Consider the following 25,590-nt stretch of genomic DNA (forward strand, 5'->3'; position numbering starts at 1 on the left):
CATCAGCCCGCCAGGCCGCGACGCTTGACGTCGAGACGGCGGATGAATTCCTCGAGCACCAGCGCGTACAGATCGTCCTGCAACCAGGCGTCTTCGATACCGGCATCAAGGTTGGGGTTGTCGTTCACTTCGATCACCACCACCCGATCGCCCGATTGCTTGAGGTCGACACCGTACAAGCCGTCGCCGATCAGGTTGGCGGTCTTCACGGCCAGCTCCACAACGGCCTTGGGCGCGTCATGAACCGCCAGGGTCCGACACTCGCCGTTGATCTCGGCGCCCTTGGCCTTGTGGTTATAGATCTGCCAGTGGCCCTTGGACATGAAGTACTGGCAGGCAAACACCGGCTTGCGGTTGAGCACGCCGATCCGCCAGTCGTACTCGGTGTAGAGGTATTCCTGCGCCAGCAATAGCACCGACTGCTCGAACAACTGGTCGGCGGCGTCCTGCAGCTGCCGGGCGTCCTGCACCTTGATCACACCTTTGGAGAAGCAGCCATCGGGGATTTTCAGGACCAGCGGAAACCCCAGCCGGCTGGCCACGCGCGTGAGGTCGTCCGGTCGCTCCTTGTACAGAATCTCGGTGGCGGGCATGCCCAGGTTGCGGCGCTTGAGCAAGTCGGTCAGGTAGACCTTGTTGGTGCAGCGCAGGATCGACGCAGGGTCATCCATCACCACCAGCCCTTCGCTCTCGGCCTTTTTGGCGAAACGGTAGGTGTGGTTGTCGACGCGGGTGGTCTCGCGGATCAACAGGGCGTCGTATTCACCCAGGCGTGAATAGTCCTTCTTCTCGATCAACTCGACGTCCATGCCCAGTTGCTGACCGACGCGAATGAAGTTCTCCAGCGCTTTGGAATTGGATGGCGGCAGCGCCTCCTGCGGGTCGTGGAGAATCGCCATGTCGTAACGGTAGGTGCGACGCGATCGCGGCTGGCGCCAGATCTTGCGGCTGAAGCTGTCCAGCGACTGGGCGAACTGATCCTGCTGATCGTCACGCAGACGCGTCATCGCCCCCGTCTTGATGCCGACCACGTGCCAGTGCTCGCGTTTGCGAAACTGCACCAGCAGGATCGGCGCGGGAAAGGCTTCGAACAGCTGGCGCGCCAGATCCTGCAACGGCACGAGGTCGGTCTGGCCGAAATACAGGCTCAGCGTGAAGCCCTCGGTCTCGTCATAGGGATGGTCACGCAACGCGTGCTCCAGCCGTTTGTCCAGGTCGTCCAGTGCCAGACCGTACAGCGATTTGCGCGCCAGCTCACTGATGGTCTTCACCGAAGGAATCACGTGATGACCCCGTGCTTCGGCCAGCAGCGAACAATAATAACCATGGCCCAGGTACCGGTAACTGCGACACAGGTTGATGACCTGCACACGCTGTCCGACATGGGTCTGTGGCGGGCTTTCCATATAATCCTGCGCCGTGATCAGGTCATCACTGGGCAAGTAGGAAGACCAGTCTTCCAGGCGCTCGACCACGATCAATAGTTGACTCTGTGTGGAGAGCGCTTTCAGCGGTTCAATATTAAATGTTGCCGAACGCTGAGAGTGTGTCGATACTTCATCGGTCTTCACCGGCACCGCATTCATGAGTAGATCCTTCGGGAACCAAGTCCTTTCTATTAACCATGGCGTTGTAGAAATGTCCCGTTTCGTTACTCACTCTTTACGGTTGTCGACATGAACTTTATTTATCGCCTCGCCGAACTTTCCGATGTAGATGAGTTGCTGGTCCTGGAAAACCAGTGCTTTGAATCCGACCGACTGAATGCGCGCAGTTTTCACTGGATGGTCAGTCGCGCCAATGCCCGGTTGATCGTCGCCCAAGGCGATGGCCATCTGGCCGGCTATGCGCTGCTGCTGTTTCATCGCGGCACCTCGCTGGGACGGCTCTATTCGCTGGCGATCAGCGAGCGTGCGCGCGGCCAGGGCCTGGGCCAACAGTTGTTGGCCCAGGCGGAGCGCCATGCGCGGGAGCGCGACTGCGCCTACCTGCGCCTGGAAGTACGGCCCGACAACACCCCCGCCATTCGCCTGTACGAACGCAACGGGTATCGCCTGTTCGACCGGATCGACGATTACTACGAAGACCACGCCTGTGCGCTGCGCTACGAAAAGCGCATCCGTGAGCATGCCGTCGGCATCACCCGCCATGTGCCCTATTACGCGCAAACCCTGGATTTCAGCTGCGGGCCGGCCTGCCTGCTGATGGCGATGAAGGCGCTGCAGCCCGAACGCGCGATGCAGCGCCACGAAGAACTGCAGCTATGGCGCGAAGCGACCACGGTGTTCATGACCTCCGGCCACGGGGGTTGCAGCCCGCAAGGCCTGGCACTGGCCGCACTCAGACGCGGGTTTGATGTCGGTCTGCAGGTGTCGGTGCAAGGGCCGTTGTTTCTCGCCGGCGTGCGCAGCGAAGAAAAACGCGAAGTGATGCGCCTGGTGCATCAGGAGTTCAGCCGCGAACTGAGCCGGAGTCCGGTGCGTCAGTTGGGCAATCTGCCCCTCGACCTGCACGCGCTGCAACAGCACAACGGTCTCGCCCTGGTGTTGATCAGCAGTTACCGACTCACGCGCTCCAAAGCCCCTCACTGGGTACTGGTAACAGGTTGCGACAGCGATTTCGTCTACTTGCACGACCCGGATATCGATCACAGTCAGCAACGTCAGGCGATGGATTGCCAATACATGCCGGTCAGTCATAAAGAGTTCGATGGCATGAGCTGTTTTGGCGCCGACAAACTCCGGGCCGCCGTTGTTTTATACCGTCCGGAGGTGGCCGGCGTATAACCCGCATTAACATTATCCAATCATGCGTAAAGAGTTCGTCGTATTCATTGAAGTGCCTCGCTTCAACGCGCATGAATAGGACGTCGGCCGGTGGCCAGTCTGGAATGACTCACGTGGAAAACTCGGAAATCGGCTTCATGATTATTTGCGCGATTGCAGTATTGGGGATGACAGCGTTTTATTTCGACTTCGTGCATCCGCGCACGCGACGCCCTCGGCACAGCCGCGAAGAACATGACAAATGACAACGGTTTGCATCCTGCCCGGTGCTTCGTTTCTTTCATCTTGCCGGGCGCGCATAACGCCAGCCACCCGCTACGCTTGCTCTGTTGAAGTTCGCTTCAGAAACGGCTCGGGGGAGTTGCGCCATGGTCATCAAGTGGGTACTGGCTGCTTTGCATTTACTGGCGTTCGGGTTTGCGTTGGCAGCGGTACTGGCTCGGGGGCGAGCACTGCGGCGATTGCGCGCCGACGATCCCCGATCCTTTCGCGACGTGTTCGTGGTGGACAACATATGGGGCGTTTCGGCGGGCATCCTGCTCATCACCGGCGCCTTTCGCGCGTTCGGCGGGCTGGAGAAAGGCTCGTATTACTACCTGCACCAGCCGCTGTTTCACCTGAAAATGACCGCCTTCGTCGCCATTCTGGCGCTGGAGATCGTGCCGATGTTCGCCTTGATCAAATGGCGCATCGCGTTCAAGCGGCAACAGACCATCGACATGTCCCGGTCACGTCGCTTTGCCCGCATCAGTCACATGGAGGCAGCGCTGATGGTCATCATCGTGATCGCTGCCACTGGCATGGCCCGGGGCATCATGCTGAGTTGAGGCACGGCGTCCTCCCCGGCACCCGTGTACGCGCGGCGGCGAGCCTGTCGCCGCTCAACTCACCCAGAAGTACATGAGCGCCAGATTGGCCGCCGAGATCAGGCCGAACAGCCCCCACGCCAGGGTTTTGGTCAGGGCGCTGTTGGCGAACGGCCCCATCAATTGCCTGTCGCTGGTGAAGCGAATCAACGGCCAGAGCGCGAACGGCAGCTGCAGGCTGAGCACCACCTGACTGAGCACCAGCATTTTGCCCACGGCGCCGTCGCCGAACCAGATCACGCCCGCCAATGCCGGAATCAATGCCAAAGCGCGTGTGATCAGACGGCGCTGCCAGCACGGAATCTTGGCGTTGAGAAACCCTTCCAGCACAACCTGGCCGGCAATCGTCCCGGTGAACGTCGAGCTCTGCCCGGCGGCCAGCAATGCCACGCCAAACAGGATGCTGGCCAGCGTGCCGCCCACCAGCGGATCGAGCAGATGATAGGCGTCCTGAATCTCCACCACGTCGGCGTGGCCGCTGCCGTGAAAGGCTGCGGCGGCCAGAATCAGGATCGCCGCATTGATCACCAGCGCCAGGCTCAGCGAAGCGATGGTGTCGACCCGCGCATAGCGGATGGCGCTGGCCTTGCTCTGTTCGGACGTGCCGTTGACCCGGGTCTGCACCACTGACGAGTGCAGGTACAGGTTATGCGGCATCACGGTTGCGCCCAGAATGCCGATGGCGATGTACAGCGGCTCCTGATTGCTCAGCACGTCCCACGAGGGCTTGAGGCCGGCCGCGACATCCGGCCAGAACGGCTTGATCAGCACCAGCTCGATGAAGAAACACGTGGCGATCGTGGCAATCAGGCCGAGCACGATGGCCTCCAGGCGCCTGAAGTTGGCGCCCTGCAAGGCCAGCACGATGATCGTGTCGAACGCCGTCAGCGCCACGCCCGTGGTAATCGACACGCCCAGCAACAGATGAAAGGCCAGCGCGGCGCCGAGCACTTCGGCCAGGTCCGTCGCCAGAATCGACAGCTCGGCCAGAATCCATTGCCCCATGCCGACCCGATGGCTGTAGCGCTGCGCAGAGAGCTGCGCCAGATCGCGACCGGTCGCGATGCCCAGGCGCGAGCACAGATTCTGCAGCACCATGCCCGACAGGCTCGCCAGCACCACGACGAACAGCAACGCGTAGCCAAAGCGCGAGCCGGCCTCGATGGCGGTCGCCCAGTTGCCGGGGTCCATGTAGCCGATGGAGATGAGCAGCCCGGGCCCGACGAACAGCAGCAATTTGCGCAGGAATGACGCATTGGCCGGGATGGCGACGCTGTCGGTCACCGCGGACGGACAGAAAGGTGCAGTGGCGGTAGTGGGGAGTTTGTACTTCACAGGAATCCGATACAGGGTGGCGTTCAGCCACGGAGCTTAAACTCGCAGAAATGTTTTGTCTTGAATCTCTGTCGCTCTAACATGCGTCGTCCCCTGGATCCGGAAAAACAATAATGCATTCCCCTACTCACGTTTCAGACACCGCCGACGCCACCGCCGACGGCATCGACCCGATCCGCGCCGCGCAGATTTCCGCCCGCATCGACCGGCTGCCCGCCGTAGCGACCCTCTGGAAGCTGGTGGCGTTGTTGTCCATCGGCGGCTTTTTCGAGCTGTACGACCTGTTCCAGACCGCCTACATCAGCCCCGGCCTGATCCGCAGCGGGCTGTTTGCCACCGGCGCGCAAGGCGTATTCGGCTTCTCCGATCAGGCCGCGTTCGCCTCGGCGACCTTTCTCGGCCTGTTTCTGGGGGCCAGCCTGCTCAGCCCGATCGCCGACCGCTTCGGCCGCCGCGCGATCTTCACCTTCGCGCTGATCTGGTACACCGTCGCGACCGTGCTCATGGGCCTGCAGACGACGCCGCTGGGCATCATCTGCATGCGCTTTCTGGTGGGAATCGGTCTGGGCATCGAGTTGGTGACCATCGACGCCTACCTGTCCGAGCTGGTGCCCAAGCGCATGCGCAGTTCGGCGTTCGCGTTTGCCTTCTTCGTGCAGTTTCTGTCGGTGCCGTCGGTGGCGCTGATGTCGTGGTGGCTGGTGCCGCAGGACCCGTTCGGGATCGCGGGCTGGCGCTGGGTGGTGTTTGCCAGTGCCGTGTTCGCGCTGTTCATCTGGTGGCTGCGCTCGCGCCTGCCGGAGTCGCCGCGCTGGCTCGCCCAGCAGGGCCGCTTCGCCGAAGCCGAAACGATCATGGATGACCTGGAGGCGCGCTGCCTGCGTGACCACGGGCAGGCGCTGGACGCCCCGGAAACCCACAACGTCGCAGTCGAAGGCAATGGCCGTTTTGCCGACATCTGGCAGCCGCCTTATCGACGTCGCGCGCTGATGCTGATCGTCTTTCATGTGTTCCAGGCGATCGGCTTCTTCGGCTTCGGCAACTGGCTGCCGGCGCTGCTCTCAGGCCAGGGCGTCAGCGTGACGCACAGCCTGGCCTATGCGTTCATCATCACCCTCGCCTACCCGCTGGGCCCGCTTTTGTTCGTCAAGTTCGCCAACCGTTTCGAGAACAAATGGCAGATCGTCGGCTCGGCCTTGGGCGCGATGATCTTCGGCACGCTGTTCGCGCAGCAGAGCACGGCGGCAGGGCTGATTTTCTGCGGGGTCATGATCACGTTCTGCAACGCCTGGCTGAGCTTCAGCTACCACTCGTATCAGAGTGAGCTGTTCCCGACCAACATCCGCGCCCGTGCCGTGGGCTTCTGCTATTCGTTCAGTCGCCTGTCGACCGTGTTCAGCAGCCTGTTGATCGGACTGTTTCTGGACCATTTCGGCACGCCGGGCGTACTGACGTTCATTGTCGTCAGCATGCTGATCGTGATGATCACCATCGGCGTGTTCGGCCCGAGAACCCGCAACCTGGCACTGGAAGACATCGCCCATCGCTGACGCGGCGCGCCGAGACCTGTGAACGGCACAGGTCTCTGGCGCCCTCCAGCCAGACAGCGGACGTCAGCCGTTCAGCGAATCCCCAGTCGACGGGCAAGGCGGCTCAGGTTGGCGCGGTCGACGTTGAGCTCGCGGGCGACCTGCGCCCATTTGCCCTGATGGCGGTTCAGTGCGTCGTTGATCAGCACCGTCTGAAACGCGTCGACGGTTTCTTTGAGCCCTTCTCCCGGTTTGATCACCGGTGCAGGCCCGATCACCTCGGGCGTCACCACGCCAGACGTCGGCAACTCGTCCAGGCCGAGCGCCTGAGGTTCGATGGTAAGGATGCGCGGCCGCTCGGCGTGCGCCGAAAGCGCCTTGAGCACGGCGCGGCTGATCAGGTGTTCCAGCTCGCGAACGTTGCCCGGCCATGGGTAACCGAGCAGCACTTTCTGCGCATCGGCGCTCAGGCGCAGGCTGCGCAGGCCCATGCGTGCACGGTTCTCTTCAAGAAAATACCCGGCCAGCAGCAGGACATCACGCCCGCGTTCGCGCAGCGGTGGCACCACCAGCGGATAAACGCTCAGGCGATGGTAGAGATCGGCGCGGAAACGCCCGGCACGCACTTCTTCGGCCAGGTCGCGGTTGGTGGCGGCGATGATGCGCACGTCCACATGGTGTTCCTGATCGGAACCAACCCGTTGCAACTGGCCGCTCTGCAGAACGCGCAACAGCTTGGACTGGACCGGCAGCGGCAGTTCGCCCACTTCGTCGAGGAAGATCGAGCCGCCGTCGGCCAGTTCGAACTTACCGCTGCGCCCACTGACCGCGCCGGAGAACGCGCCTTTGACGTGGCCGAACAGTTCGCTTTCCACCAGCAATTCCGGCAGCGCCGCGCAGTTCAGGCTGATCAGGGGTTTCTGCGCGCGGGGTGACTGCAGGTGAATGGCTTCGGCAACCAGCTCCTTGCCGACGCCCGTTTCACCGGTGATCAGGACGGTCAGCGGACTGTTGCCGACCAGCTGGATCTCCTGCTGCAAACGCCGGTGCACGGCGCTCTGCCCGATCAATTCGCGGGGGCCGCGCCCGCCGGCTGCCCGCTTGTAGACCTCGGCCAATTGGCGCTGGTCCTCGACGTTGCGGGCGAGCTGGCTGATCCGCTCACTGGCCATCACGGTCGCCGCTGCCAGGCTGGAAAACGCCTGCAGGTTATCCAGATCGACGCTGCCGAAGCGGGCGGGATCGAGCGAGTCGAGGGTGATCAGCCCCCAGAGCTTGTCCTGCACATAGAGCGGGCAGCCCAGGCAGTCATGCACTTCCAGGTCCCCGTGCACCCCTTCCACCAGGCCGTCGTAAGGGTCCGGGAGGTCACTTTCGGCACAGAAACGCGTGGGTTCGCGGTTCTGCACGATGATGTCCAGCCGCGGATGCTCGCCCAGCCGGAAACGCCGACCCAGGGTATCCGGGCTCAGGCCCTCGACCGACAGCGGCACCAGCACATCGTCTTCGAGCTTGAGCAGCGCCACTGCGTCGCACGGCAGCAATTGCCGCAGAGAACGCAGCAGCCGGCGATAACGCTCGTGGTCGGGCAAGTCGCGAGACAGGTCGGCGACCAGCGGTATGAGTGCCAGCAGAAGCGGATTGGTCATCGAGACTCCAGATGCGGACAGGCGAACGGGTGAATAAAACGCGGTCATTATGACTGCGATTGCCGCTGTGAACGACAGCCTGTTGCCCTGTTTTTTTTGCCCCGCTATACCTGCCTCGCAGGGAAACCCCTGAATTCAGCACACTTTCACGCAGTCATTAGTTGGTCGCCAATTAACTGGCAGCCCACTGTTTCAATATCGAAACAACTTTGATCGAGAGAACGACTTAAACCGTCTTTTTATTCTGGCGCCAAGTGCTCGACGGGGTTTGTACGGCCCTTTAATTTAAATGAAGTTGCTGAAAATCAATTTTGTTTATAGTCGGCTCGACCCTAAAGGAGCACTCGCTATGGCCAGAATTCAGGGACGAGTTCTTGAAACTTTCCCACCCTTGGTTGTCGATCTGGACGGTACCTTGTTGCGTTCGGATCTGCTCATGGAAACGGCAATGGCCTTTGTCCGAAGCCAGCCGCTGAAAGCGTTCAAGGTGCTCGGCTGGTTGTTCAAAGGCAAGGCGGCGTTGAAGGAAGGCCTGGCGCTGAATACCGAAATCGATGTGTCCGTCCTGCCTTACGACCCACAGATCATCGAAATGATTCAGCGCGAAAAAGCCAGCGGACGCATGGTGGTTCTGGCCACCGCGAGCCATGTCAGTCTGGCCGAGCGTATTGCCGAACACTTGCAGTTATTTGATCTGGTGCTGGCCTCCAATACCAATCGAAACTTGTCCGGGCCGCATAAACGCGACTTGCTGGTTGCCCACTTTGGCGAGGGCGGATTCGACTATATCGGCAACTCCAAAGATGACCTGCCGATCTGGAAAGTGTCGCGTCAAGCGTATGTGGTCAATCCCGATTCCGGCGTCGAATCCCGTGTCGAGGCCATGACCCAGGTCGAGCCGACCCTTCACACCAACACCCCGGCGCTTCGGGACTGGCGCAAAGCATTGCGCTTGCACCAGTGGCTGAAAAACGCGCTGATCTTCGTTCCCCTCCTCGCTTCGCATCGTCTGGCGCAACTGGAGCTGATGAGCGACGGCGTCATTGCATTCCTCTGCTTCGGCCTGTGCGCCTCCAGCGTCTACGTGCTCAACGACCTGCTCGATCTGTGCGACGACCGCCACCACAAGAGCAAATGCAACCGTCCCTTCGCCAGCGGCCGGCTGTCGATCAAGGCCGGGCTGATGCTGGTGCCGACGTTGCTGATCGTCTCTTTCGGCGCCGCCCTGTTGCTGCTGCCCTGGCAATTCGCGGCGGTCATGGCCGCGTATTACGGCCTGACGCTGGCGTATTCGCTGAAGCTCAAGCGCCTGATGGCCTGGGACGTGATCGTCCTGGCGATGCTCTACACCGCGCGGATCATCGCAGGTGTCGCCGCCTTCAACCTGACGCTGACGTTCTGGATCCTGGCATTTTCGATGTTCATCTTCCTCAGCCTGGCGATGGTCAAGCGCTATGCCGAACTGCGCGATGCGCGTGCCAGGGAGGTCAATACCTTCGCCCGCGGTCGCGGCTATTACCCCGGCGATCTGGACATGATCGCCTCGCTTGGCGCGTCATCGGGGTATCTGGCGGTGATGGTCCTGGCGCTGTACATCCAGGACGCCAAGACCACCGAGCTCTACGTGACGCCGCACGTGATCTGGCTGGCGTGTCCGCTGCTGCTGTTCTGGGTGACGCGGGTGTGGATGCTCACCCATCGTGGGCAGATGAATGAAGATCCGGTGGTGTTCGCCATCCGCGACCGCACCAGCCAGTTGATCGGCGTCGCCTTCCTGCTGATGTTCTGGATCGCCGCATGAGTGCGCCGCTGTATTCCTGGGGACGGTTTCCCCGCAGTCCGCAGCGAGGTCACAGCTGCGTGTGGCTGGACGAATTGCCGAAGCATCTTGACCGCGTGATTGGCGACCACCGCAGCAGTCTGCCCTACGGCAACGGCCGCAGTTACGGCGACAGTTGCCTGGCCGCCAGCGACCAGGTGCTGCACATGCGTTCGCTGGACCGCCTGATCGAGGCCGACTGGGCCACGGGGGTGATCAAGGTGGAGGCTGGCATCACCCTGGCCGAAGTGCTGGCCGTCGCGATTCCGCAGGGCTGGTTCCTGCCGGTCACGCCAGGCACGCAATTCGCCACGGTGGGCGGCGCCATCGCCAACGACGTGCATGGCAAGAACCACCACGTGCGCGGCACCTTTGGCCGCCACGTGCTGAGTTTCGGCCTGTTGCGCCACGGCGAGCCCCAGATGACCTGCGCGCCCGGCACCAATGCCCCGCTGTTCAGCGCCAGCATCGGAGGCCTCGGGCTCACCGGGATCATCCATTGGGCACAGATTCAGCTGATGCCGATCCGCGCCAGTCAGATCGACACCAGCACCGTGCGCTTCGCCAATCTGGCGGAGTTTTTCGCCCTGTCGGCCGAACTCGACGATCATCACGAATACAGCGTGGCGTGGATCGATTGCCTGGCCAAGGGCGCCGACACCGGACGCGGCGTGTTCATCGTCGGCGACCACGCGCAGTACGGCTCGCTGGAAGTCGGCCAGCGCAAGAAACTCAGCGTGCCGCTGACGCCGCCCGTCTCGCTGATCAACAAACTGTCCCTGAGCGCCTTCAACAACCTGTACTGGCGCGTGCACCCGAGCCAGCGCACCCGTGGCCGCAGCGCCTACGAACCGTTTTTCTATCCGCTGGACCGGGTCCTGCACTGGAACCGCATCTACGGCCGGCGCGGCTTTCAGCAGTACCAATGCGTCGTGCCACAGGCCAGCGCGGAGCCGGCCATGGCTGAATTGCTGCGCGCCATCGCCGACGCCGGACAAGGCTCGTTTCTGGCCGTGCTCAAGCGCTGTGGCGACCTTCGCTCGCCGGGCTTGCTGTCGTTTCCGATGCCGGGCACCTCGCTGGCACTGGACTTTCCGCAGAGTGAACAGCTGGAGAACGTCGTGTTTCCACGCTTGGACGACATTGTCCGGGCTGCGGGAGGCCGCTTGTATCCGGCCAAGGATGCCCATATGAGCGGCGCCGACTTTCGTCAGGCGTATCCCGCCTGGGAGCGACTGGAAGCGCTGCGCGATCCGTCCCTGATGTCCCGTTTCTGGAGCCGTGTGATCTTATGAAGCAGATAGCCGTAAAGAAAGTCCTGATCATCGGTGCCACGTCGGCCATCGCCAGCGCCTGCGCCCGTCTGTGGGCCAGTGAAGGCAGCGATTTTTTCCTGGTGGCGCGCAATGTCGACAAACTTCAGCAGACCGCCGCCGACCTCAAGGCGCGTGGGGCGAGCAACGTGACCTTGCATGAGATGGACGCCAACGACATCGATGCCCACCCGCTGATGCTCGGCCGTTGCCTGACCGCGCTGGGCCAGATCGACATCGCCCTGATCGCCCACGGTACCCTGCCCGATCAGAAGGCCTGCGAACGGGACGTGAACCTGGCGCTGCGCGAGTTTGCCAATAACTGCACTTCGGTGATCGCGCTGCTGACCTGTCTGGCCATGCAATTCGAAACCCAGCGTTGCGGCAGCCTGGCGATCATTTCGTCGGTGGCCGCCGATCGCGGCCGGCCGTCGAACTACCTCTATGGCAGCGCCAAGGCGGCGGTTTCCACGTATTGCGAGGGCCTGCAGGCGCGCCTGTTCAAGGTGGGTGTGCACGTCACCACCATCAAGCCGGGCTTCGTCGATACGCCGATGACCCAAGGCCTGTCGCTGCCGGCGGCGTTGCTCGCGCAACCGGCCCAGGTCGCGCAGCGGATCGTCAAAGGCATCGCCAACAAAGTGCCGACACTGTACGCGCCGGGCTTCTGGGCGCTGATCATGTGGGTCATCCGCTCGATCCCGCAGCCGGTTTTCAAGAGGCTCAACCTGTGAACGGCTCACCGCATCTGTCCGGCTGGCGTTACCGGGCGGTGGTGCTGTCGGTGGTCGGGTCGGCGCTCGGCTATCTGGGCTTTTCCCTGTGGGGCGGCTGGCAGGCGGTGGGGGCCGCCGTGAGCGAGGTCGGCCTGATCGGCATCCTCATCGCGCTGTTCATGTCCTCGGTGAATTACGGCCTGCGCTTCGTGCGCTGGCAGGCGTACCTGAAGGTGCTCGGCCATCCGATGCCGTGGCGCCCGAGCCTGAATATCTACCTGGCCGGCTTCGCCCTGACCACCACGCCCGGCAAGGCCGGCGAAGCCCTGCGCGGCGTGCTGCTCAAGCGCTGGGGCGTGCCGTATCCGCAGAGTTTCGCGGCGTTTTTCAGCGAGCGCCTGTCGGACCTGTTCGCCGTGGTGCTGCTGACCCTGTTCGGCCTCTCGCTGTACCCCGAAGCGATGCCGATGATCGTCGTGGGCGTGGCGCTGGTGGTCGTCGGGCTGATGGTGCTGTCGCAGCGTCGTCTGCTGGAACGTCTGACGCTGATGGTGCCGACCGAGGGCGGCAAAGTGATCAGCCTGCTGCGCCATCTGTTGCAGGTACTGATGCACGCCCAGCAATGCCATCGACTGCGCCTGATGCTGGGCCTGACGCTGCTCAGCGTCATCGCCTGGAGCGCCGAGGCGCTGGCCTTCGACTGGATCCTGCAATGGATGGGCGCGGACATTCCGCTGACGTTCGCGGTGTTCGTCTACGCGCTGGCGATGCTGGCGGGGGCGGTGAGCTTCATGCCCGGCGGCCTCGGCGGCGCGGAAGCGGTGATGGTCGGCCTGCTGGTCTGGAAAGGCATGAGCAGCGCCGATGCGGTCGCCGCCACCGTATTGATCCGCCTGGCCACGCTGTGGTTCGCCGTGGCCATCGGCGCAGTGATGTTACTCAAGCTCAAAGGCGAGGCAACGCCTCAGGGCCAACCGGTTCAGTAACGCTTCCAACGTAAAAAAGGGACAAGGAGTGCAAGTCATGGTGGCAGTCATGCGTTATCGAGCGTCGGTACTGATTCCCGCGCTGTTGGTGATCGGGGCGATCGTCGCCAGTTTTCTCGCATCCAGCGGTCCGATTCAGTGGATGGACAACGGCATGTTCCTGGCCGACGCCTCCGAAGGCCGCTATTTCAGCCAAACCCTGGGGCCGCTGGATCACCCGCTTTACCTGTTCGTCACCACCGCGCTCTTCGCAGGCTTCGGCCCTTATGTGCTGAGCCTGATGAACTCGCTGCTGCTGATTCCGCTGGGCTGGGCGATCTTCCGTCTGGCTAGAGGCGTCGGCGCCAACACCCGGCAGGCGCTGCTGGCCGTCGCTGCCGCCGTGCTGTGTCACTGCGTGTTCTGGGTCTCCACCAAGGCCGAGGTCTACCTGCTGCATACGCTGCTGGTAACGCTGGCGTACATGCTGCACTTCTGCGACCGGCAACGCTTGGGCGCGCTGCCTTCGCTGTTCGTCATCGGCGTGCTGACGGGCCTGGCGGCTGGCATCCATCAACTGACGTTCATCGTGCTGTTCCCGCTCTACCTGCAGCTGCTGTGGCAGCACAAGGCGCGAATCCTGATGGCCGTTCCGGGCTTCGCGCTGGGCTTTGCCGTGGCGATTCCGGGAATCCTACACGAGATGCAAAGCGGTCTGGGGCTGATCGATATCGCCCATCGCTACCTGATCGGCATTCCCGACAAGACCACCGAACAGAGCTGGCAGGGGTCGCTGTTCCGCTTCGATGATATGTGGCACGAGAAGAATTCCGTGGCACTGCTGATGCTGTCGCTGATCGGGCCGCAACTGGTGGGTCTGCTGCTGTTCCCCAAGCGCCCGCAGCTGCGGCTGCTCTGGTGCGCGGCGATGATGAACTTCATCTTCGCGGTGTCGTACAACGTCACCGACCGCTTCACGTTTTTCCTGCCCGGCGCGGTGTTGCTGAGCATCATCGGGGTGATGCAACTGGACGCCTGGCTGCAGCGCAGAAACGCAGACGGTCTGAGCAATGCCGCGCCGCTCAGCGGGCCGGTGACGATTCTGGCGGTGTACGCGATCTACGCCAGCGGCATCGTCACGCTGCCCACGCACAAGGAAGCGCTGCCGTTCCGCGACGACATCCACTACTTCATGGCGCCGTACTTGCGCGATCGCTCGGCCGAGCAGTTCGTGCGCAGTTACGAAAAATCCGCCCCGGAAGGCGCGCTGATCATCGCCGACTGGACGCCCAACGGCGCCCTGCGCTCGGCACAGGCCAGCGGTCTGCTCAAAGGCAGGAATTTCGAGTCGTGCGAAGAAGTGGCCAACATCGATGCCTACCTCAACGGACCGGGCGCGTACCTGGCGCGAACCAGTTACTGCGGGATGATCGCCGACCGCTTTACCCTGGAAACCCTGGCCGTCGGGTATGAGCTGAGGGCCAAATAAAACCGGCGACAGAGGCGCGCGGCGCTTGGGCTAGACCTTCTCCAGCGCCGCTTCCTTGTGCAGCGCCGAATGCCCGGTCTTGTCGCTCTTCACTTCGTATTGCGGCTCGTCTTTGGAAGCGGGGCGATGGCGCCCCATGAATTCGACATCCTGGGTGTGCACCTTGGTGACTTTACCGACGACGTGGCCGACGTCCGAGTTCCAGCGCACGTGGTCGCCGACTTTAAAAGCGTGAGGCATGTGAGATCTCCTTGCTTCAGGGCTTGTGGTTCAGGGGCTCAGGGCTGCCAGAGCGTCTGGCTGCCTTCGAGTTTGCGATCCAGAAAACTCGCGGCGCTGATCAAAGCCAGATGACTCAACGCCTGTGGCGTGTTGCCCAGGTGGTGGCCGTGTGCGTCGAACTCTTCAGCGTAAAGCCCCAGCGGGTTGGCGTAGCGCAGCAACTGCTCGAATTCCAGGTGCGCCTGCGCCACGCGTCCGGCCCTGGCCAGGCACTCGACGTACCAGAACGAGCACGCGACGAACGCGCCCTCTTCCCCTTCCAGGCCGTCACCGTAGTCATCGTCATTGCGATAGCGGAACACCATGCCGTCGCGCACCAGCGTGCGTTCGATGGCGTCCAGGGTCTGGAGCCACTTGGGGTCGCTGGCACCGACGAACCTCACCAACGGCATCAGCAGCATCGAGGCATCGAGGTTCTTGCTGCCCTTGTGCTGGACGAAATGCCCGAGATCGTGATCCCAGAAATTCTCCCAGATATCATCGTGAATCGCCTGACGCTCCCTGTCCCAGCGCTCGAACGGCGCAGGCAGCGAACGCTTGAGGGAAAGTCGCAGCGCCCGGTCCAGCGCGACCCAGCACATCAGACGCGAATGCAGGAAATGCTGATCGTCGCCGCGCATCTCCCAGATGCCGACGTCCTTGCTGCGCCAGTTCTCGCACAACTCGTTGACCAGCCGCGTGGTGTGTTTCCAGCCTTCGTGAGAAATCGCTTCCCCGTATTTGTTGGCCAGATAAACCGCATCCAGCAGTTCGCCGTAGATGTCCAGTTGTGTCTGCTTGTACGCTTCGTTGCCGATGCGCACCGGCGTTGCGCCGCCGTAGCCGGACAAATGCGTGAGGTCTTCTTCGGGCAATTCCTCGCGGCCGTCCAGCGAGTACAGAATGCCAAGCTTGTTGGCGTCTTCGCAGCAGTCGCCCATGCGCTCGCGCACCCAATGCATGAAGCCGTTGGCTTCTTCGGTGTAACCCAGGCGCATGAAGGCATAAACGGTGAACGAGGCATCGCGGATCCAGGTGTAGCGATAGTCCCAGTTGCGCCCGCCGCCCTCTTCTTCCGGCAGCCCGAAGGTGGCCGCCGCCACGATACCGCCGTGCTTGCGAGAGGTCAGCAGTTTCAGCGCCAGTGCCGAGCGATTGACCGTTTCCCGCCAGCGGCCACGGTAATTGGAGTGCCGACTCCAGTGCTGCCAATAGCTCACGGTGCTCTTGAGGTCGCAGTCGCATTGAGAAGCCTGGACCGCCTCATCATCGGCGCCGCCGAGCATGAATTCGACGATGTCGCCTTGCTTCATTTCGAAATCAGCAACCGCCGCGTGATCGTCGACCTGCAAAGGTGTGGTCGCAGACAGTCTCAAGGCCGGCTGCCCAGGTGCTTCGAACCGGACGTCCTGATCGTCCATCCGCGCGACCGTATCAGCTCGGCTGTAATCATGTCGCACCCGGCAAAACATGCGCACCGCCGTGTTGCCATGGCGCACATGAATACGCCGTACCAGCCGCGGCAGGCTGTCGACTTCCGATGCAATCGGCATGAGGTCAGTCACTTCGACCACGGCATCCTTGGCAATCCAGCGGGTCATCAGCACGTTGGTTTCCGGCAGGTACAGCTGCTGCCGACGGGCATCGGGGAGGATGGGCGACAGCTGGAAAATCCCGGCCTTGGGCGAATCCAGCAGCGCGGTGAAGATGCTCGGGCTGTCGAAATCCGGCCAGCAGCAGAAATCGATGCTGCCCGTATCGGCCACCAACGCGGCGCTGCGCATGTCGCCGATGATGCCGTGGTTCTCGATGGCGTTCTGCGCTTCGTCGCGCAGGTCGACGGGGCGTTGCTGGGTGGGCTCAACCATTGTGACGGAACTCCGGGTACAGGCTCATGCCGCCGTCGATGAACAGCGTGGTGCCGTGCACATAGTCGGACGCATCGGATGCCAGCCAGACGACAGCGTTGGCGACGTCCTCGGCTTCACCCACCCGCCCGTAAGGGATCAATTCCAGCAGCTTCTTCTCGGCGTCGCCGCTGGTGGCCTGAGTGTTGATGGCCGTACGAATGGCCCCGGGCGCGATGCTGTTGACCCTGATACGCTGCTCGCCGACTTCCTGGGCGATGCTGCGCATCAGCAGATCGACGCCGCCCTTGGAGGCCGCGTAATTCACATGCCCGGCCCAGGGAATGACCTGATGCACCGAACTCATGTGAATGATCTTGCCCAGCGCGCGGGAGATTTCCGGCCGGATTTCCTGTTGTGCGAACTGACGCAGCGCCGCGCGAGCACAGAGAAACTGGCCGGTCAGGTTCACGTTGATCACGGTGTTCCAGTCGTCAAGGCTCATCTCGGCAATGGATGCGTCCTTCTGCAGCCCGGAATTGGCAATCAGAATGTCCAGTCGCCCGAACGCCTTGAGGGTCTCGGCGAACAGCTTCTCGACCTCGCGCTCGTCCGACACATCAGCGCCAATGGCAACAGCCTGGCCACCGGCGGCTCGTATTTCTTCGGCCAGCTTTTCAGCCGGTTCAGGCTGAGAGTGATAGTTGACCACCACTGCCGCGCCGGACGCCGCCAGCCCCCTGGCCGCCCCCGCGCCCAACCCGGAACTGGCGCCAGTCACCAGCGCGACCTGGCCCTTCAAGGAAATCTGCATGGAATGTCGAGCCTCATCGTGAGCGTTTCAATGCTGACTGACGGGGCTTGGCGGAAGTTCAGAAAACCCGGCACGCAGCGTGACTGCGTCTACGCCCTGGCGAGGCGATGCAGGCGAAATGGGGCATGAGCCAGCGTGCTGACGAGGACGGATTTTCAACCACTGCATCTGCACGACCTGCACCGGCCCCTTCCCGGCTGAAGCCGGTCCTACAGACACTGCAAGTTTCCCGTAGGACCGGCTTCAGCCGGGAAAGCGTCGGGTGTCACGCCGTTGATCGAAGGGCGCGTCGAAGACCGTTAGCGCCCTCCCACCGGCCATTGGCCGGGCTGGCACCTCTCCTGACCTTGACCCGCCACGAGCCACCTGAGGACTGCGATTAACCGGCCAGTCCGCGAAACATGCCGTCAGGCTGGACGTGCACCAATGGCGGTCCATAAACTGTCGTCCATCATTTCGTTACAAAATGGATGACACATGCCGGGCAACGGGGACGTTTTATGAATCGCAATGAGCTGCGCAAGGCGGACATCAACCTGATGGTGGTGTTCGAGACCTTGATGCAGGAGCGCAACGTGACCCGTGCCGCCGAGAAGCTGTTCCTCGGCCAGCCCACGATCAGTGCGGCGCTCAACCGGTTGCGGGCGCTGTTCAACGACCCGTTGTTCATCCGCGTCGGCCACCGCATGGAGCCCACGGCGCGGGCCAACGAAATCATCCATCACCTGTCGCCGGCGCTGGACGCAATGTCGGTGGCGTTGAGCCTGACCCGGGATTTCGACCCGGCCAGCAGCGACATGACCTTTCGCATCGGGCTTTCCGACGATGTCGAATACAGTTTGCTGCCACCCTTGCTGCGCGCCATTCGTGAGGAGGCGCCGGGCATCGTCATTGTCATCAAGCAGGTCAACTACTGGAATGTGTCCGAACTGCTGATGTCCGGCGAGATCACCGTTGGCGTGTGCCTGACCCGGGAGTTGCCGGCCAATGCCAAGCGCAAGTTGCTGCGCAGCGTACAGCCGATGGTGGTGCGGGCAGATGCGTCTTCCGAGCCGATCACCCTGGACGAATACTGCTCGCGCCCACACGTGGTGGTGTCCCACGTGGCGAACATCTCAAGCTTTGCCGATGAGTGGCTGGCAGCAATCGGCCGCAAACGCACGGCGGTTCTGTCGGTGCCGCAATACAGCACGTTGCCGGCGTTGATGGAAGGCACTGATCTGCTGTGCAACCTGCCGGATCATCTGACCCTGGCGATGAGCAAGGCAGGATTGCTGCGCGGCGAACCTTTGCCCTTCATCACGCCCAACCTGGAACTGTCGATGGTCTGGCTGAGCGTGATGGACACCGACCCCGCCGAACGCTGGCTGCGCAAGCGGCTGGAGCAATTCATGGGCGATCACAGCGCGATCCCGCCGGCGCCGCTCTGACACCCCACGTTCAACATGATGGCTGACGCTGCTGTCAGGAAACTGCGCAGGTTTCCACGCTATACACCTCCCGCTCCATGCGTTGACGGCGTCCCTGCCCTCAACTGCCGGGTCGATCAACCGAACCGACCGGTGATGTAGTCTTCGGTCTGGGTCTTGGACGGTTTGGTGAAGATGGTGTCCGTGTCGCCATGCTCGATCAGCTCACCCATGAACATGAACGCGGTGTAGTCCGAGCAGCGCGCGGCCTGTTGCATGTTGTGGGTCACGATGACCACGGTGAACTGCTCCTTGAGCTCGGTGATCAGCTGTTCAATACGGCCGGTGGAGATCGGGTCGAGTGCCGAGGTCGGCTCGTCCAGCAACAGCACTTGTGGGCGCAACGCGATGGTACGGGCGATGCACAGACGTTGCTGCTGACCACCGGACAGGCTTTGTGCGCTCTGCTTGAGCTTGTCCTTGACTTCATCCCATAGGGCCGCGCCGCGCAGGGCTTCTTCGACACGTTCTTCCATTTCGCGACGCGAGAGCTTTTCGTGGTGACGCACGGCGTAGGCGATGTTGTCGAAAATCGACATCGGGAACGGCACCGGCTTCTGGAACACCATGCCGACATGGCTGCGCAGGCGGTTCATCGAATAGCCCGGCGCCAGAATGTTTTCCCCGTTGAGCATCACTTCGCCCTTGGCTTCCTGCTTGGGGTACATCGAGTAGATCCGGTTGAACACGCGCAGCAGGGTCGACTTGCCGCAACCCGAAGGGCCGATGATCGCAGTGATGCGCTTCTCGGGGATGTTCATGTCGATCGATTTGAGCGAACGATGGCCGTTGTAGAAAAACTCGAGGTTGCGTACCTGGATTTTGGTTTTTTCGTCGGCAAGGGAAAGGTTATTCATCAGGACGCCCTATTGCGCAAAAGGAGAAGACGGGAGCTGAGGCTCAGCACCAATACAAACAAGGTCAGAATCAAGGCACCGGCCCAGGCCAGGGAATGCCAGTCATCGAACGGGCTCATCGCGTACTGGAAGATGACCACAGGAACGCTTGCGATCGGCTTGAGCAGGTCGCTGCTCCAGAACTGGTTGCCGAAGGCGGTGAACAGCAGTGGCGCGGTTTCGCCGGTGATACGTGCCAGTGCCAGCAGAATGCCGGTGACCACGCCGGCCTTGGCGGCCCGCAGAACGATCTGCAGCGTCAGCTTCCACTGTGGCACGCCCAGCGCCAGCGCCGCTTCGCGCATGGTCGAAGGCTGCAGTTGCAGCATTTCATCGGTGGTACGGACCACCACGGGAATCACCAGCAGCGCCAGGGCCAGCGCACCGGCGAAGGCCGAAAAGCCCACCTGATGGTTGGTCACCGCGCTGAGCGGCAGGATCACAGCGGTGTATACGAACAGGCCCAGCACGATCGACGGCGCCGACAGCAGAATGTCATTGATGAAGCGCACGGCGTTGCCGAGTTTCGAGTGGCGGGCGAATTCCGCCAGCCAGATCCCGGCCATCAGCCCGATCGGCGTGCCGATCAGCAGACCGATGCCGGACATCAGGAAGCTGCCGTAGAACGCGTTCGCCAGACCACCGGCCGAACCCGGCGGCGGGGTCATTTCAGTAAACAGCCGCAGATTCAGTGCCTGGAAGCCGTTGACCAGCGTGGTCAGCAGGATCCACACCAGCCACAGCAGGCCGAAGACCGTGGCGCCACAGCTGAGGACCATCGCGATGCCATTCTTGATCGCGCGGACCCGGTACAGGTTTTCGTTATCGACCTTGCTCATACACCCTCCTTGCGCGACAGACGAGACAGCATCAGACGGGCAAACGCCAGCACGATGAAGGTGACGACAAACAACAGGAAGCCCAGCGCGATCAGCGACGAGCGATGCAGGTCGGTGTAGGCCTCGCTGAACTCGTTGGCGATGACCGAGGCGATCGAACTGCTCGGCATCATCAGCGATGCCGAGAACTGGTGGGCGTTACCGAGCACGAAGGTGACCGCCATGGTCTCGCCCAGTGCGCGGCCAAGGCCCAGGAAAATACCGCCGACCACGGCCGAGCGGGTGTAAGGCAGGACGATGTCCCAGACCACTTCCCACGTGGTTCCGCCCAGCGCGTAGGCGGATTCCTTGAGGGCAACCGGCACGCTGCGGAACACCTCGGTCATCACCGAAGTAATGAACGGCGTGATCATGATCGCCAGCACGATGCCGGCGGTGAGCATGCCGATACCCAGCGGCGGCCCCTGGAAAATCGGACCGATCAGCGGCAGCGCGCCCAGATTGTCGTTGATCCAGGGCGCCATGTTTTCGGCCATGAACGGGCCGAACACGAACAGCCCCCACATGCCATAGATAATCGAAGGAATGCCCGCCAGCAGTTCGACCGCGGAGGCAATCGGCATCCGCAACCAGGGCGGCGCTACTTCAGTCAGAAAAATCGCGATGCCGAAACTCACCGGGACGGCGATCAGCAGCGCGAGAAAGGATGTCACCAAGGTGCCGTAGATCGGGACCAACGCGCCGAAATGGCCGTTGACCGCATCCCATTCAGTACTGGTAAGAAATTCGAAACCAAACGTCTTGAACGCCAGGGCTCCGCCCCAGAGTGTCGAGCCGGCGATGCTCGCCAGCAACAGCAGCACCAACAGAGCCGCTCCCAGCATCGTGCGCCGGAACCAGGCGTCGTGTCGGTGATCGCGGGCCGCGCGTCTTTCGCTCTCGGACGTGACATCCGGAATCACAGCGGACATGTATTGGGTGTTTTCAGTCATGGTGGGTCCACTCGCAAGGAAACCCTGTCACCGAGCGCTCGATGACAGGGGTAAGCCGGATTACATCGAGTTACTTGGTGAACTCGGTCTTCCAGTAGTCTTCGATCTTGCTGACCAGCTCTTTAGGCAGTGGCACGTATTCCAGCGACTCGGCCTGGGCCTGACCTTTTTCCAGCGACCACTTGAAGAAGTCGAAAGCAGCAGCGCTTTTCTCGGCGTTCTTCGGTTGCTTGTACATGATGATCCAGGTGGTCGCAGTGATTGGCCATGCGTCAGCGCCCGGGGCGTTGGTCATGATCAGGTTGAAGTCCTTGGCGCTTGCCCAGTCAGCGGTTGCAGCGGCGGCGGCGAAGGCCTTGGCGCTTGGCTCGACGGATTTGCCGGCGGCGTTTTCCAGCTTGGCGTAGGCGATGTTGTTGGTCTTGGCGTAAGCGAACTCGACGTAACCGATCGAACCCTTGATCTGCTTCACGTAAGCAGCCACACCTTCGTTACCCTTGCCGCCTACACCGACTGGCCATTGCACGGCCGAGCCTTCGCCAACGGCTGATTTCCAGTCCGGGCTGACCTTGGCCAGGTAGTTGGTGAAGTTGAAGGAAGTGCCCGAGCCGTCCGAACGGTGAACCACGGTGATGTTGCTGTCAGGCAGTTTCAGGTCCTTGTTCAGTGCAACGATCGCTGGATCGTTCCACTTGGTGATCTTGCCCTGGAAGATGTCGGCCAGAACCTTGCCGCTCAATTCCAGCTTGCCGGTTTCGATGCCTTCCACGTTGATGACCGGAACGATACCGCCGATCACGCTCGGGAACTGACCCAGGCCGCCGGCCTGCAGGTCTTCGGCTTTCAAAGGAGCGTCGGATGCGCCGAAGTCAACGGTCGCAGCCTTGATTTGAGCGATACCGCCGCCCGAACCGATGGACTGGTAGTTGATCTTGGTATCAGTGCTCTTGCTGTAGTCTGTCGCCCATTTGGAGATGACTGGGAAAACGAAGCTCGAACCAGCACCAGTGACGTCCGTAGCGTGTGCCATTCCAGTCAGGCACATCGAAGCCAGCAGGAGTGACAGGCGAGTTTTTGTCAGCAGATTCACGGCAATACCTCAACAAGAGAATTTTGTGTGTGGGGTCCGGTTGAAGACCCGATGCAGATTAAAAACCCGAAACATTTCTGTTTGATGACAGTCTCTAGACACTCGCGAAAATCTCGGCCGCTCTGTAGGCAATTACCTACACCCTGCAAACGCAAAACCCCCGGTTTCATTGAAGAAACCGGGGGTTGTCTAGTGCAGGACGATTTAATATCAACGGGCCATATCAGCGCTTTTTACAGCGCCGTCACGGCACATTCAGTCGCTAAAAAGCGCCTGAGGCGACACATTTGTGACAGCAATCCCTGCGTTTGCCGCGACGGTTCCCTTCCCGGCTCTTGCCAAAAATGAGAAACGCCTTACTTGGCGATTGCGTCTTTGGGTTCAAGTGTTTCGAAGTTTTGCGATGGCGATTTTTCGTCCGCGACGAATACGTTTTGCGGCTTCATCGTGAAGGTCATCAGCACCCCAAAAGCCAGCACACCGATGGAGATCAGAAACGGCAGCGTCCAATTGCCGGTCACGTCGATGAGATAGCCCGCCAGCACAGGGCTGATGATGGTCGCCGTTGCAGCCGTGCCGTTCATGATGCCGCTTGCCGTACCGGCGCGGTCGGACGCGATGTCCATCGGCACTGCCCACATGGGCCCCACGGTCATCTCATTAAAAAAAAGCGCCATGGCCAGGAAGATCAGCGAATACAGCGGTTCCTGGAAAAGCAGGACCGGGATCAGCGACAGGCCGGTGCACGCCATGCACACCGCCACCAGATAACTGCGCGCCAGGCGCACGTTGCCGGTGCGGCGCAGCAGCTTGTCGCTGATCATGCCGCCGAGCAGATCACCCACCACCCCGGCGAAGAACACGCCGGAAGTGAACAGCACTGCATCTTTGATGTTCAGGTGGTAGTTGTGCATGAAGTACATGGGTATCCAGCTGAGCATCAGCCAGAGAATCCAGTTGTAGCAGAAGTACACGCTGGAAACCGGCAGCATGCGGCGGAACAACCGCATATAAGTACCGGGCGCGTCGACACGGCGAGGTTTGGGCGCTGGCAGCGCGGCCAGTTCCTGCGCCGTGATGCGCGGATGATCGGCTGGTTTTTCGGTGTACGTGACATACCACAACACCACCCAGCCGAAGCTCAGCGCGCCTAACAGATAAAAGGAAAAGCGCCAGTCGTACGCGGTCATCAGCGCGGCGACAATCAACGGCGCGCAGGCATTGCCCAGGCGGGCGGCGGCGTGCGTGATGCCCTGCGCGAAGCCACGTTTGTCCTTGGACACCCAGGCGGCCATGGCACTGGTCGATGCCGGAAACGTTGCGCCCTCGCCGAGACCGAGCAACATGCGCGCAGCCACCAGGCTGAGGAAACCGCCCGCCATGCCGGTCAGCACGGTGGCCGCCGCCCAGATGAAGGCGCACACAATCAAGGTGCGCTTGGCGCCGTAGCGATCACTGACCCAGCCACCGATGAACTGAAACACCATGTACGGGTACGCGAACGCAGAAAAGATGAAACCCAGTTGCGTGTTGCTCAGCCCCAGCTCGCTGCTGAATTGCCCTGCCGCCGTGCTGACATTGACCCGGTCGACGTAGGTGATGAAGTACATCAGGCACAGCATCATCATGACGACGGTGGTGGCCTTTATTTTTAGCCTGCTCATGATTGCGATCCTCAGCGTTATTTTTGTAGTTGTTCACACCAATGCGCTTATCAGGGTTCAGAGCTCGAGGATGGCGCCCTCTCGCCGCAGCTCGGCGATCTGGCCGGTGTCGTACCCGTACTCGGCAAGGATTTCCAGGGTGTGCTCACCCAGCAGCGGTGACGGTCGGCTGACGTGCCGTGGGGTTTCCGAGAAGCGGATCGGCAAGGCAATGCTGCGCGCCGCGCCGGTGAGCGGATGGTGGGTTTCGACAATCATCTCGCGTTCCAGAATCTGCGGATGCTCGACCGCCTGCGAAATGTCCAGCACCGCGCCCACCGGCAGGCCGGCAAGATCCAGCCGCGCGACCCAGTTATCAGTGGTGTCTTGCGCCAGGCATTCGGTGATCAGCGCAACCAGCGCCTCGCGATTGTTCATGCGCAATACGTTGGTGGCGAAACGCGGGTCGTCGCTGATGTGTGGCGCGTCGAGCACCTGCAGCAAGCGTTCGTAATTGCCCTGGTTCGCCGCGCCGATGTTGATCCAGCCATCCTGAGTGCGGAACGCCTGATACGGCGTGCTGGTGGAGTTGGCCGAGCCCATCTTTGGCAGGATCACGCCCTCGGCGAAATAATTCGCCGCAGGCCAGTACATCTGCTGAAAGCCGGCTTCCAGCAACGAGGTGTCGACCACCTGACCCAACCCGGTTTTCTGCTTGTGCGCGTAGGCGGCGGCGATGCCCAGCGCCGCGAGGATGCCGGCGTTGATGTCGGCAATCGGCGAGCCTGCCTTGATCGGCGCCTGCCCCGGCTCACCGGTTGCGCTCATCAGGCCCGACAAACCTTGCGCGATCAGGTCAAAACCGCCTTTGTCGGCATACGGACCCGTGCGTCCATACCCGGACACCGAGCAATAGATGAGCCCGGGATTGAGCTGCCTGAGCGTGTCATAACCCAGCCCGAGCTTTTCCATCGTGCCTTTGCGGTAGTTCTCGGTGACCACGTCCGCGTCGGCCAGCATGCGCCGCAGCACATCCTTGCCGCCATCGGTCTTCAGGTTCAAGGCGATGTCGCGTTTGTTGCGGTTCAGGATCATGAACGAGGCGGACTCGCCGTGTTCCAGAACAGGTGCGAAACGGCGGCAATCGTCACCGTCCATTTTCTCGACCTTGATCACGTCGGCGCCCATGTCGGCGAGCATCATCCCGCAGATAGGGCCGGACATGATGTGCGACAGCTCGATGACTTTCATGCCTTGCAAGGGACCGGCCAT

Annotated in this window: 21 protein-coding genes; 9 read left to right on the forward strand and 12 right to left on the reverse strand. The window is 61.7% G+C overall.

The features are described 5' to 3' along the window. Window positions 1–2 precede the first annotated feature (2 nt). Window positions 3–1,586, reverse strand: a complete 1,584-nt coding sequence (locus AAGQ88_RS16530; protein ID WP_285424932.1) for a RimK family protein — start codon at window positions 1,584–1,586, stop codon at window positions 3–5. A 90-nt stretch (window positions 1,587–1,676) separates the two neighbouring features. Between AAGQ88_RS16530 and AAGQ88_RS16535 the strand changes: the two genes are divergently transcribed. After that, complete coding sequence (locus tag AAGQ88_RS16535) at window positions 1,677–2,786, forward strand: GNAT family N-acetyltransferase/peptidase C39 family protein (protein WP_342652972.1); 1,110 nt, start codon at window positions 1,677–1,679, stop codon at window positions 2,784–2,786. A gap of 368 nt (window positions 2,787–3,154) precedes the next feature. Then, a complete protein-coding gene (locus AAGQ88_RS16540; protein ID WP_285424934.1) occupies window positions 3,155–3,613 on the forward strand; it encodes a DUF2214 family protein in 459 nt (152 codons plus the stop codon). 54 nt (window positions 3,614–3,667) lie between these two features. On the opposite strand, the gene AAGQ88_RS16545 is transcribed toward AAGQ88_RS16540, so the two are convergent. Then, window positions 3,668–4,936: an Nramp family divalent metal transporter gene (locus AAGQ88_RS16545; protein ID WP_342655827.1), complete on the reverse strand. Its 1,269-nt coding sequence runs from the start codon at window positions 4,934–4,936 to the stop codon at window positions 3,668–3,670. 164 nt (window positions 4,937–5,100) lie between these two features. Between AAGQ88_RS16545 and AAGQ88_RS16550 the strand changes: the two genes are divergently transcribed. Next, the gene (locus AAGQ88_RS16550) at window positions 5,101–6,537 is read left to right on the forward strand and encodes an MFS transporter (RefSeq protein ID WP_342652973.1); all 1,437 of its coding nucleotides are present in this window, start codon (window positions 5,101–5,103) and stop codon (window positions 6,535–6,537) included. A 71-nt stretch (window positions 6,538–6,608) separates the two neighbouring features. Here AAGQ88_RS16550 and norR read toward each other — a convergent pair whose 3' ends face one another. After that, the gene (norR, locus tag AAGQ88_RS16555; protein ID WP_285424937.1) at window positions 6,609–8,165 is read right to left on the reverse strand and encodes a nitric oxide reductase transcriptional regulator NorR; all 1,557 of its coding nucleotides are present in this window, start codon (window positions 8,163–8,165) and stop codon (window positions 6,609–6,611) included. Between the two features lie 349 nt (window positions 8,166–8,514). Between norR and AAGQ88_RS16560 the strand changes: the two genes are divergently transcribed. Genes AAGQ88_RS16560 through AAGQ88_RS16580 form a run of 5 tightly spaced genes read left to right on the forward strand, consistent with a single transcriptional unit; the run spans window position 8,515 to window position 14,467 of the window. Beyond that, window positions 8,515–9,966, forward strand: coding sequence for a UbiA family prenyltransferase (locus AAGQ88_RS16560; protein WP_342652974.1), 1,452 nt, complete (start codon window positions 8,515–8,517; stop codon window positions 9,964–9,966). Further along, window positions 9,963–11,279, forward strand: coding sequence for an FAD-binding oxidoreductase (locus AAGQ88_RS16565; protein ID WP_342652975.1), 1,317 nt, complete (start codon window positions 9,963–9,965; stop codon window positions 11,277–11,279). The genes AAGQ88_RS16560 and AAGQ88_RS16565 overlap by 4 nt, the downstream gene beginning before the upstream one ends. Beyond that, window positions 11,276–12,031, forward strand: coding sequence for an SDR family oxidoreductase (locus tag AAGQ88_RS16570; protein ID WP_285424940.1), 756 nt, complete (start codon window positions 11,276–11,278; stop codon window positions 12,029–12,031). Before AAGQ88_RS16565 ends, AAGQ88_RS16570 begins: the two co-directional genes overlap by 4 nt. Continuing rightward, complete coding sequence (locus AAGQ88_RS16575; RefSeq protein ID WP_342652976.1) at window positions 12,028–12,999, forward strand: lysylphosphatidylglycerol synthase transmembrane domain-containing protein; 972 nt, start codon at window positions 12,028–12,030, stop codon at window positions 12,997–12,999. The genes AAGQ88_RS16570 and AAGQ88_RS16575 overlap by 4 nt, the downstream gene beginning before the upstream one ends. A gap of 37 nt (window positions 13,000–13,036) precedes the next feature. Beyond that, window positions 13,037–14,467 (forward strand): DUF2723 domain-containing protein, encoded by a 1,431-nt coding sequence (locus AAGQ88_RS16580; RefSeq protein ID WP_342652977.1) that lies wholly within the window; start codon window positions 13,037–13,039, stop codon window positions 14,465–14,467. A 30-nt stretch (window positions 14,468–14,497) separates the two neighbouring features. On the opposite strand, the gene AAGQ88_RS16585 is transcribed toward AAGQ88_RS16580, so the two are convergent. From AAGQ88_RS16585 to AAGQ88_RS16595, 3 genes are read right to left on the reverse strand one after another with little or no spacing between them, the layout of a single operon-like run. Then, the gene (locus AAGQ88_RS16585) at window positions 14,498–14,707 is read right to left on the reverse strand and encodes a DUF2945 domain-containing protein (RefSeq protein ID WP_285424943.1); all 210 of its coding nucleotides are present in this window, start codon (window positions 14,705–14,707) and stop codon (window positions 14,498–14,500) included. A gap of 38 nt (window positions 14,708–14,745) precedes the next feature. Beyond that, entirely contained in the window at window positions 14,746–16,596 is a 1,851-nt protein-coding gene (locus AAGQ88_RS16590; RefSeq protein WP_342652978.1) for a glycoside hydrolase family 15 protein, read from the reverse strand. Further along, the gene (locus AAGQ88_RS16595) at window positions 16,589–17,389 is read right to left on the reverse strand and encodes a glucose 1-dehydrogenase (protein ID WP_342652979.1); all 801 of its coding nucleotides are present in this window, start codon (window positions 17,387–17,389) and stop codon (window positions 16,589–16,591) included. The genes AAGQ88_RS16590 and AAGQ88_RS16595 overlap by 8 nt, the downstream gene beginning before the upstream one ends. Before the next feature lie 500 nt (window positions 17,390–17,889). Between AAGQ88_RS16595 and AAGQ88_RS16600 the strand changes: the two genes are divergently transcribed. Next, window positions 17,890–18,819 (forward strand): LysR family transcriptional regulator, encoded by a 930-nt coding sequence (locus AAGQ88_RS16600; protein WP_285424946.1) that lies wholly within the window; start codon window positions 17,890–17,892, stop codon window positions 18,817–18,819. A gap of 116 nt (window positions 18,820–18,935) precedes the next feature. Here the strand turns inward: AAGQ88_RS16600 and pstB are convergent, their stop codons facing one another. The 6 genes from pstB to AAGQ88_RS16630 all read right to left on the reverse strand — a co-directional run bounded on the left by pstB (window position 18,936) and on the right by AAGQ88_RS16630 (window position 25,590). Next, a complete protein-coding gene (pstB, locus tag AAGQ88_RS16605) occupies window positions 18,936–19,715 on the reverse strand; it encodes a phosphate ABC transporter ATP-binding protein PstB (protein ID WP_285424947.1) in 780 nt (259 codons plus the stop codon). Continuing rightward, a complete protein-coding gene (gene pstA, locus AAGQ88_RS16610) occupies window positions 19,715–20,593 on the reverse strand; it encodes a phosphate ABC transporter permease PstA (protein ID WP_285424948.1) in 879 nt (292 codons plus the stop codon). Before pstA ends, pstB begins: the two co-directional genes overlap by 1 nt. Continuing rightward, a complete protein-coding gene (pstC, locus tag AAGQ88_RS16615) occupies window positions 20,590–21,585 on the reverse strand; it encodes a phosphate ABC transporter permease subunit PstC (RefSeq protein WP_285424949.1) in 996 nt (331 codons plus the stop codon). Before pstC ends, pstA begins: the two co-directional genes overlap by 4 nt. A gap of 70 nt (window positions 21,586–21,655) precedes the next feature. Further along, window positions 21,656–22,675 carry a phosphate ABC transporter substrate-binding protein PstS gene (gene pstS / locus AAGQ88_RS16620; protein ID WP_342652980.1) on the reverse strand — a complete coding sequence of 340 codons (1,020 nt, stop codon included), beginning with the start codon at window positions 22,673–22,675 and terminating at the stop codon, window positions 21,656–21,658. Between the two features lie 356 nt (window positions 22,676–23,031). Further along, window positions 23,032–24,339 (reverse strand): MFS transporter, encoded by a 1,308-nt coding sequence (locus AAGQ88_RS16625; RefSeq protein ID WP_342652981.1) that lies wholly within the window; start codon window positions 24,337–24,339, stop codon window positions 23,032–23,034. 57 nt (window positions 24,340–24,396) lie between these two features. Then, window positions 24,397–25,590, reverse strand: coding sequence for a CoA transferase (locus AAGQ88_RS16630; RefSeq protein WP_342652982.1), 1,194 nt, complete (start codon window positions 25,588–25,590; stop codon window positions 24,397–24,399).

The organism is Pseudomonas sp. F3-2, from assembly GCF_038804275.1.
Lineage (GTDB): Bacteria > Pseudomonadota > Gammaproteobacteria > Pseudomonadales > Pseudomonadaceae > Aquipseudomonas.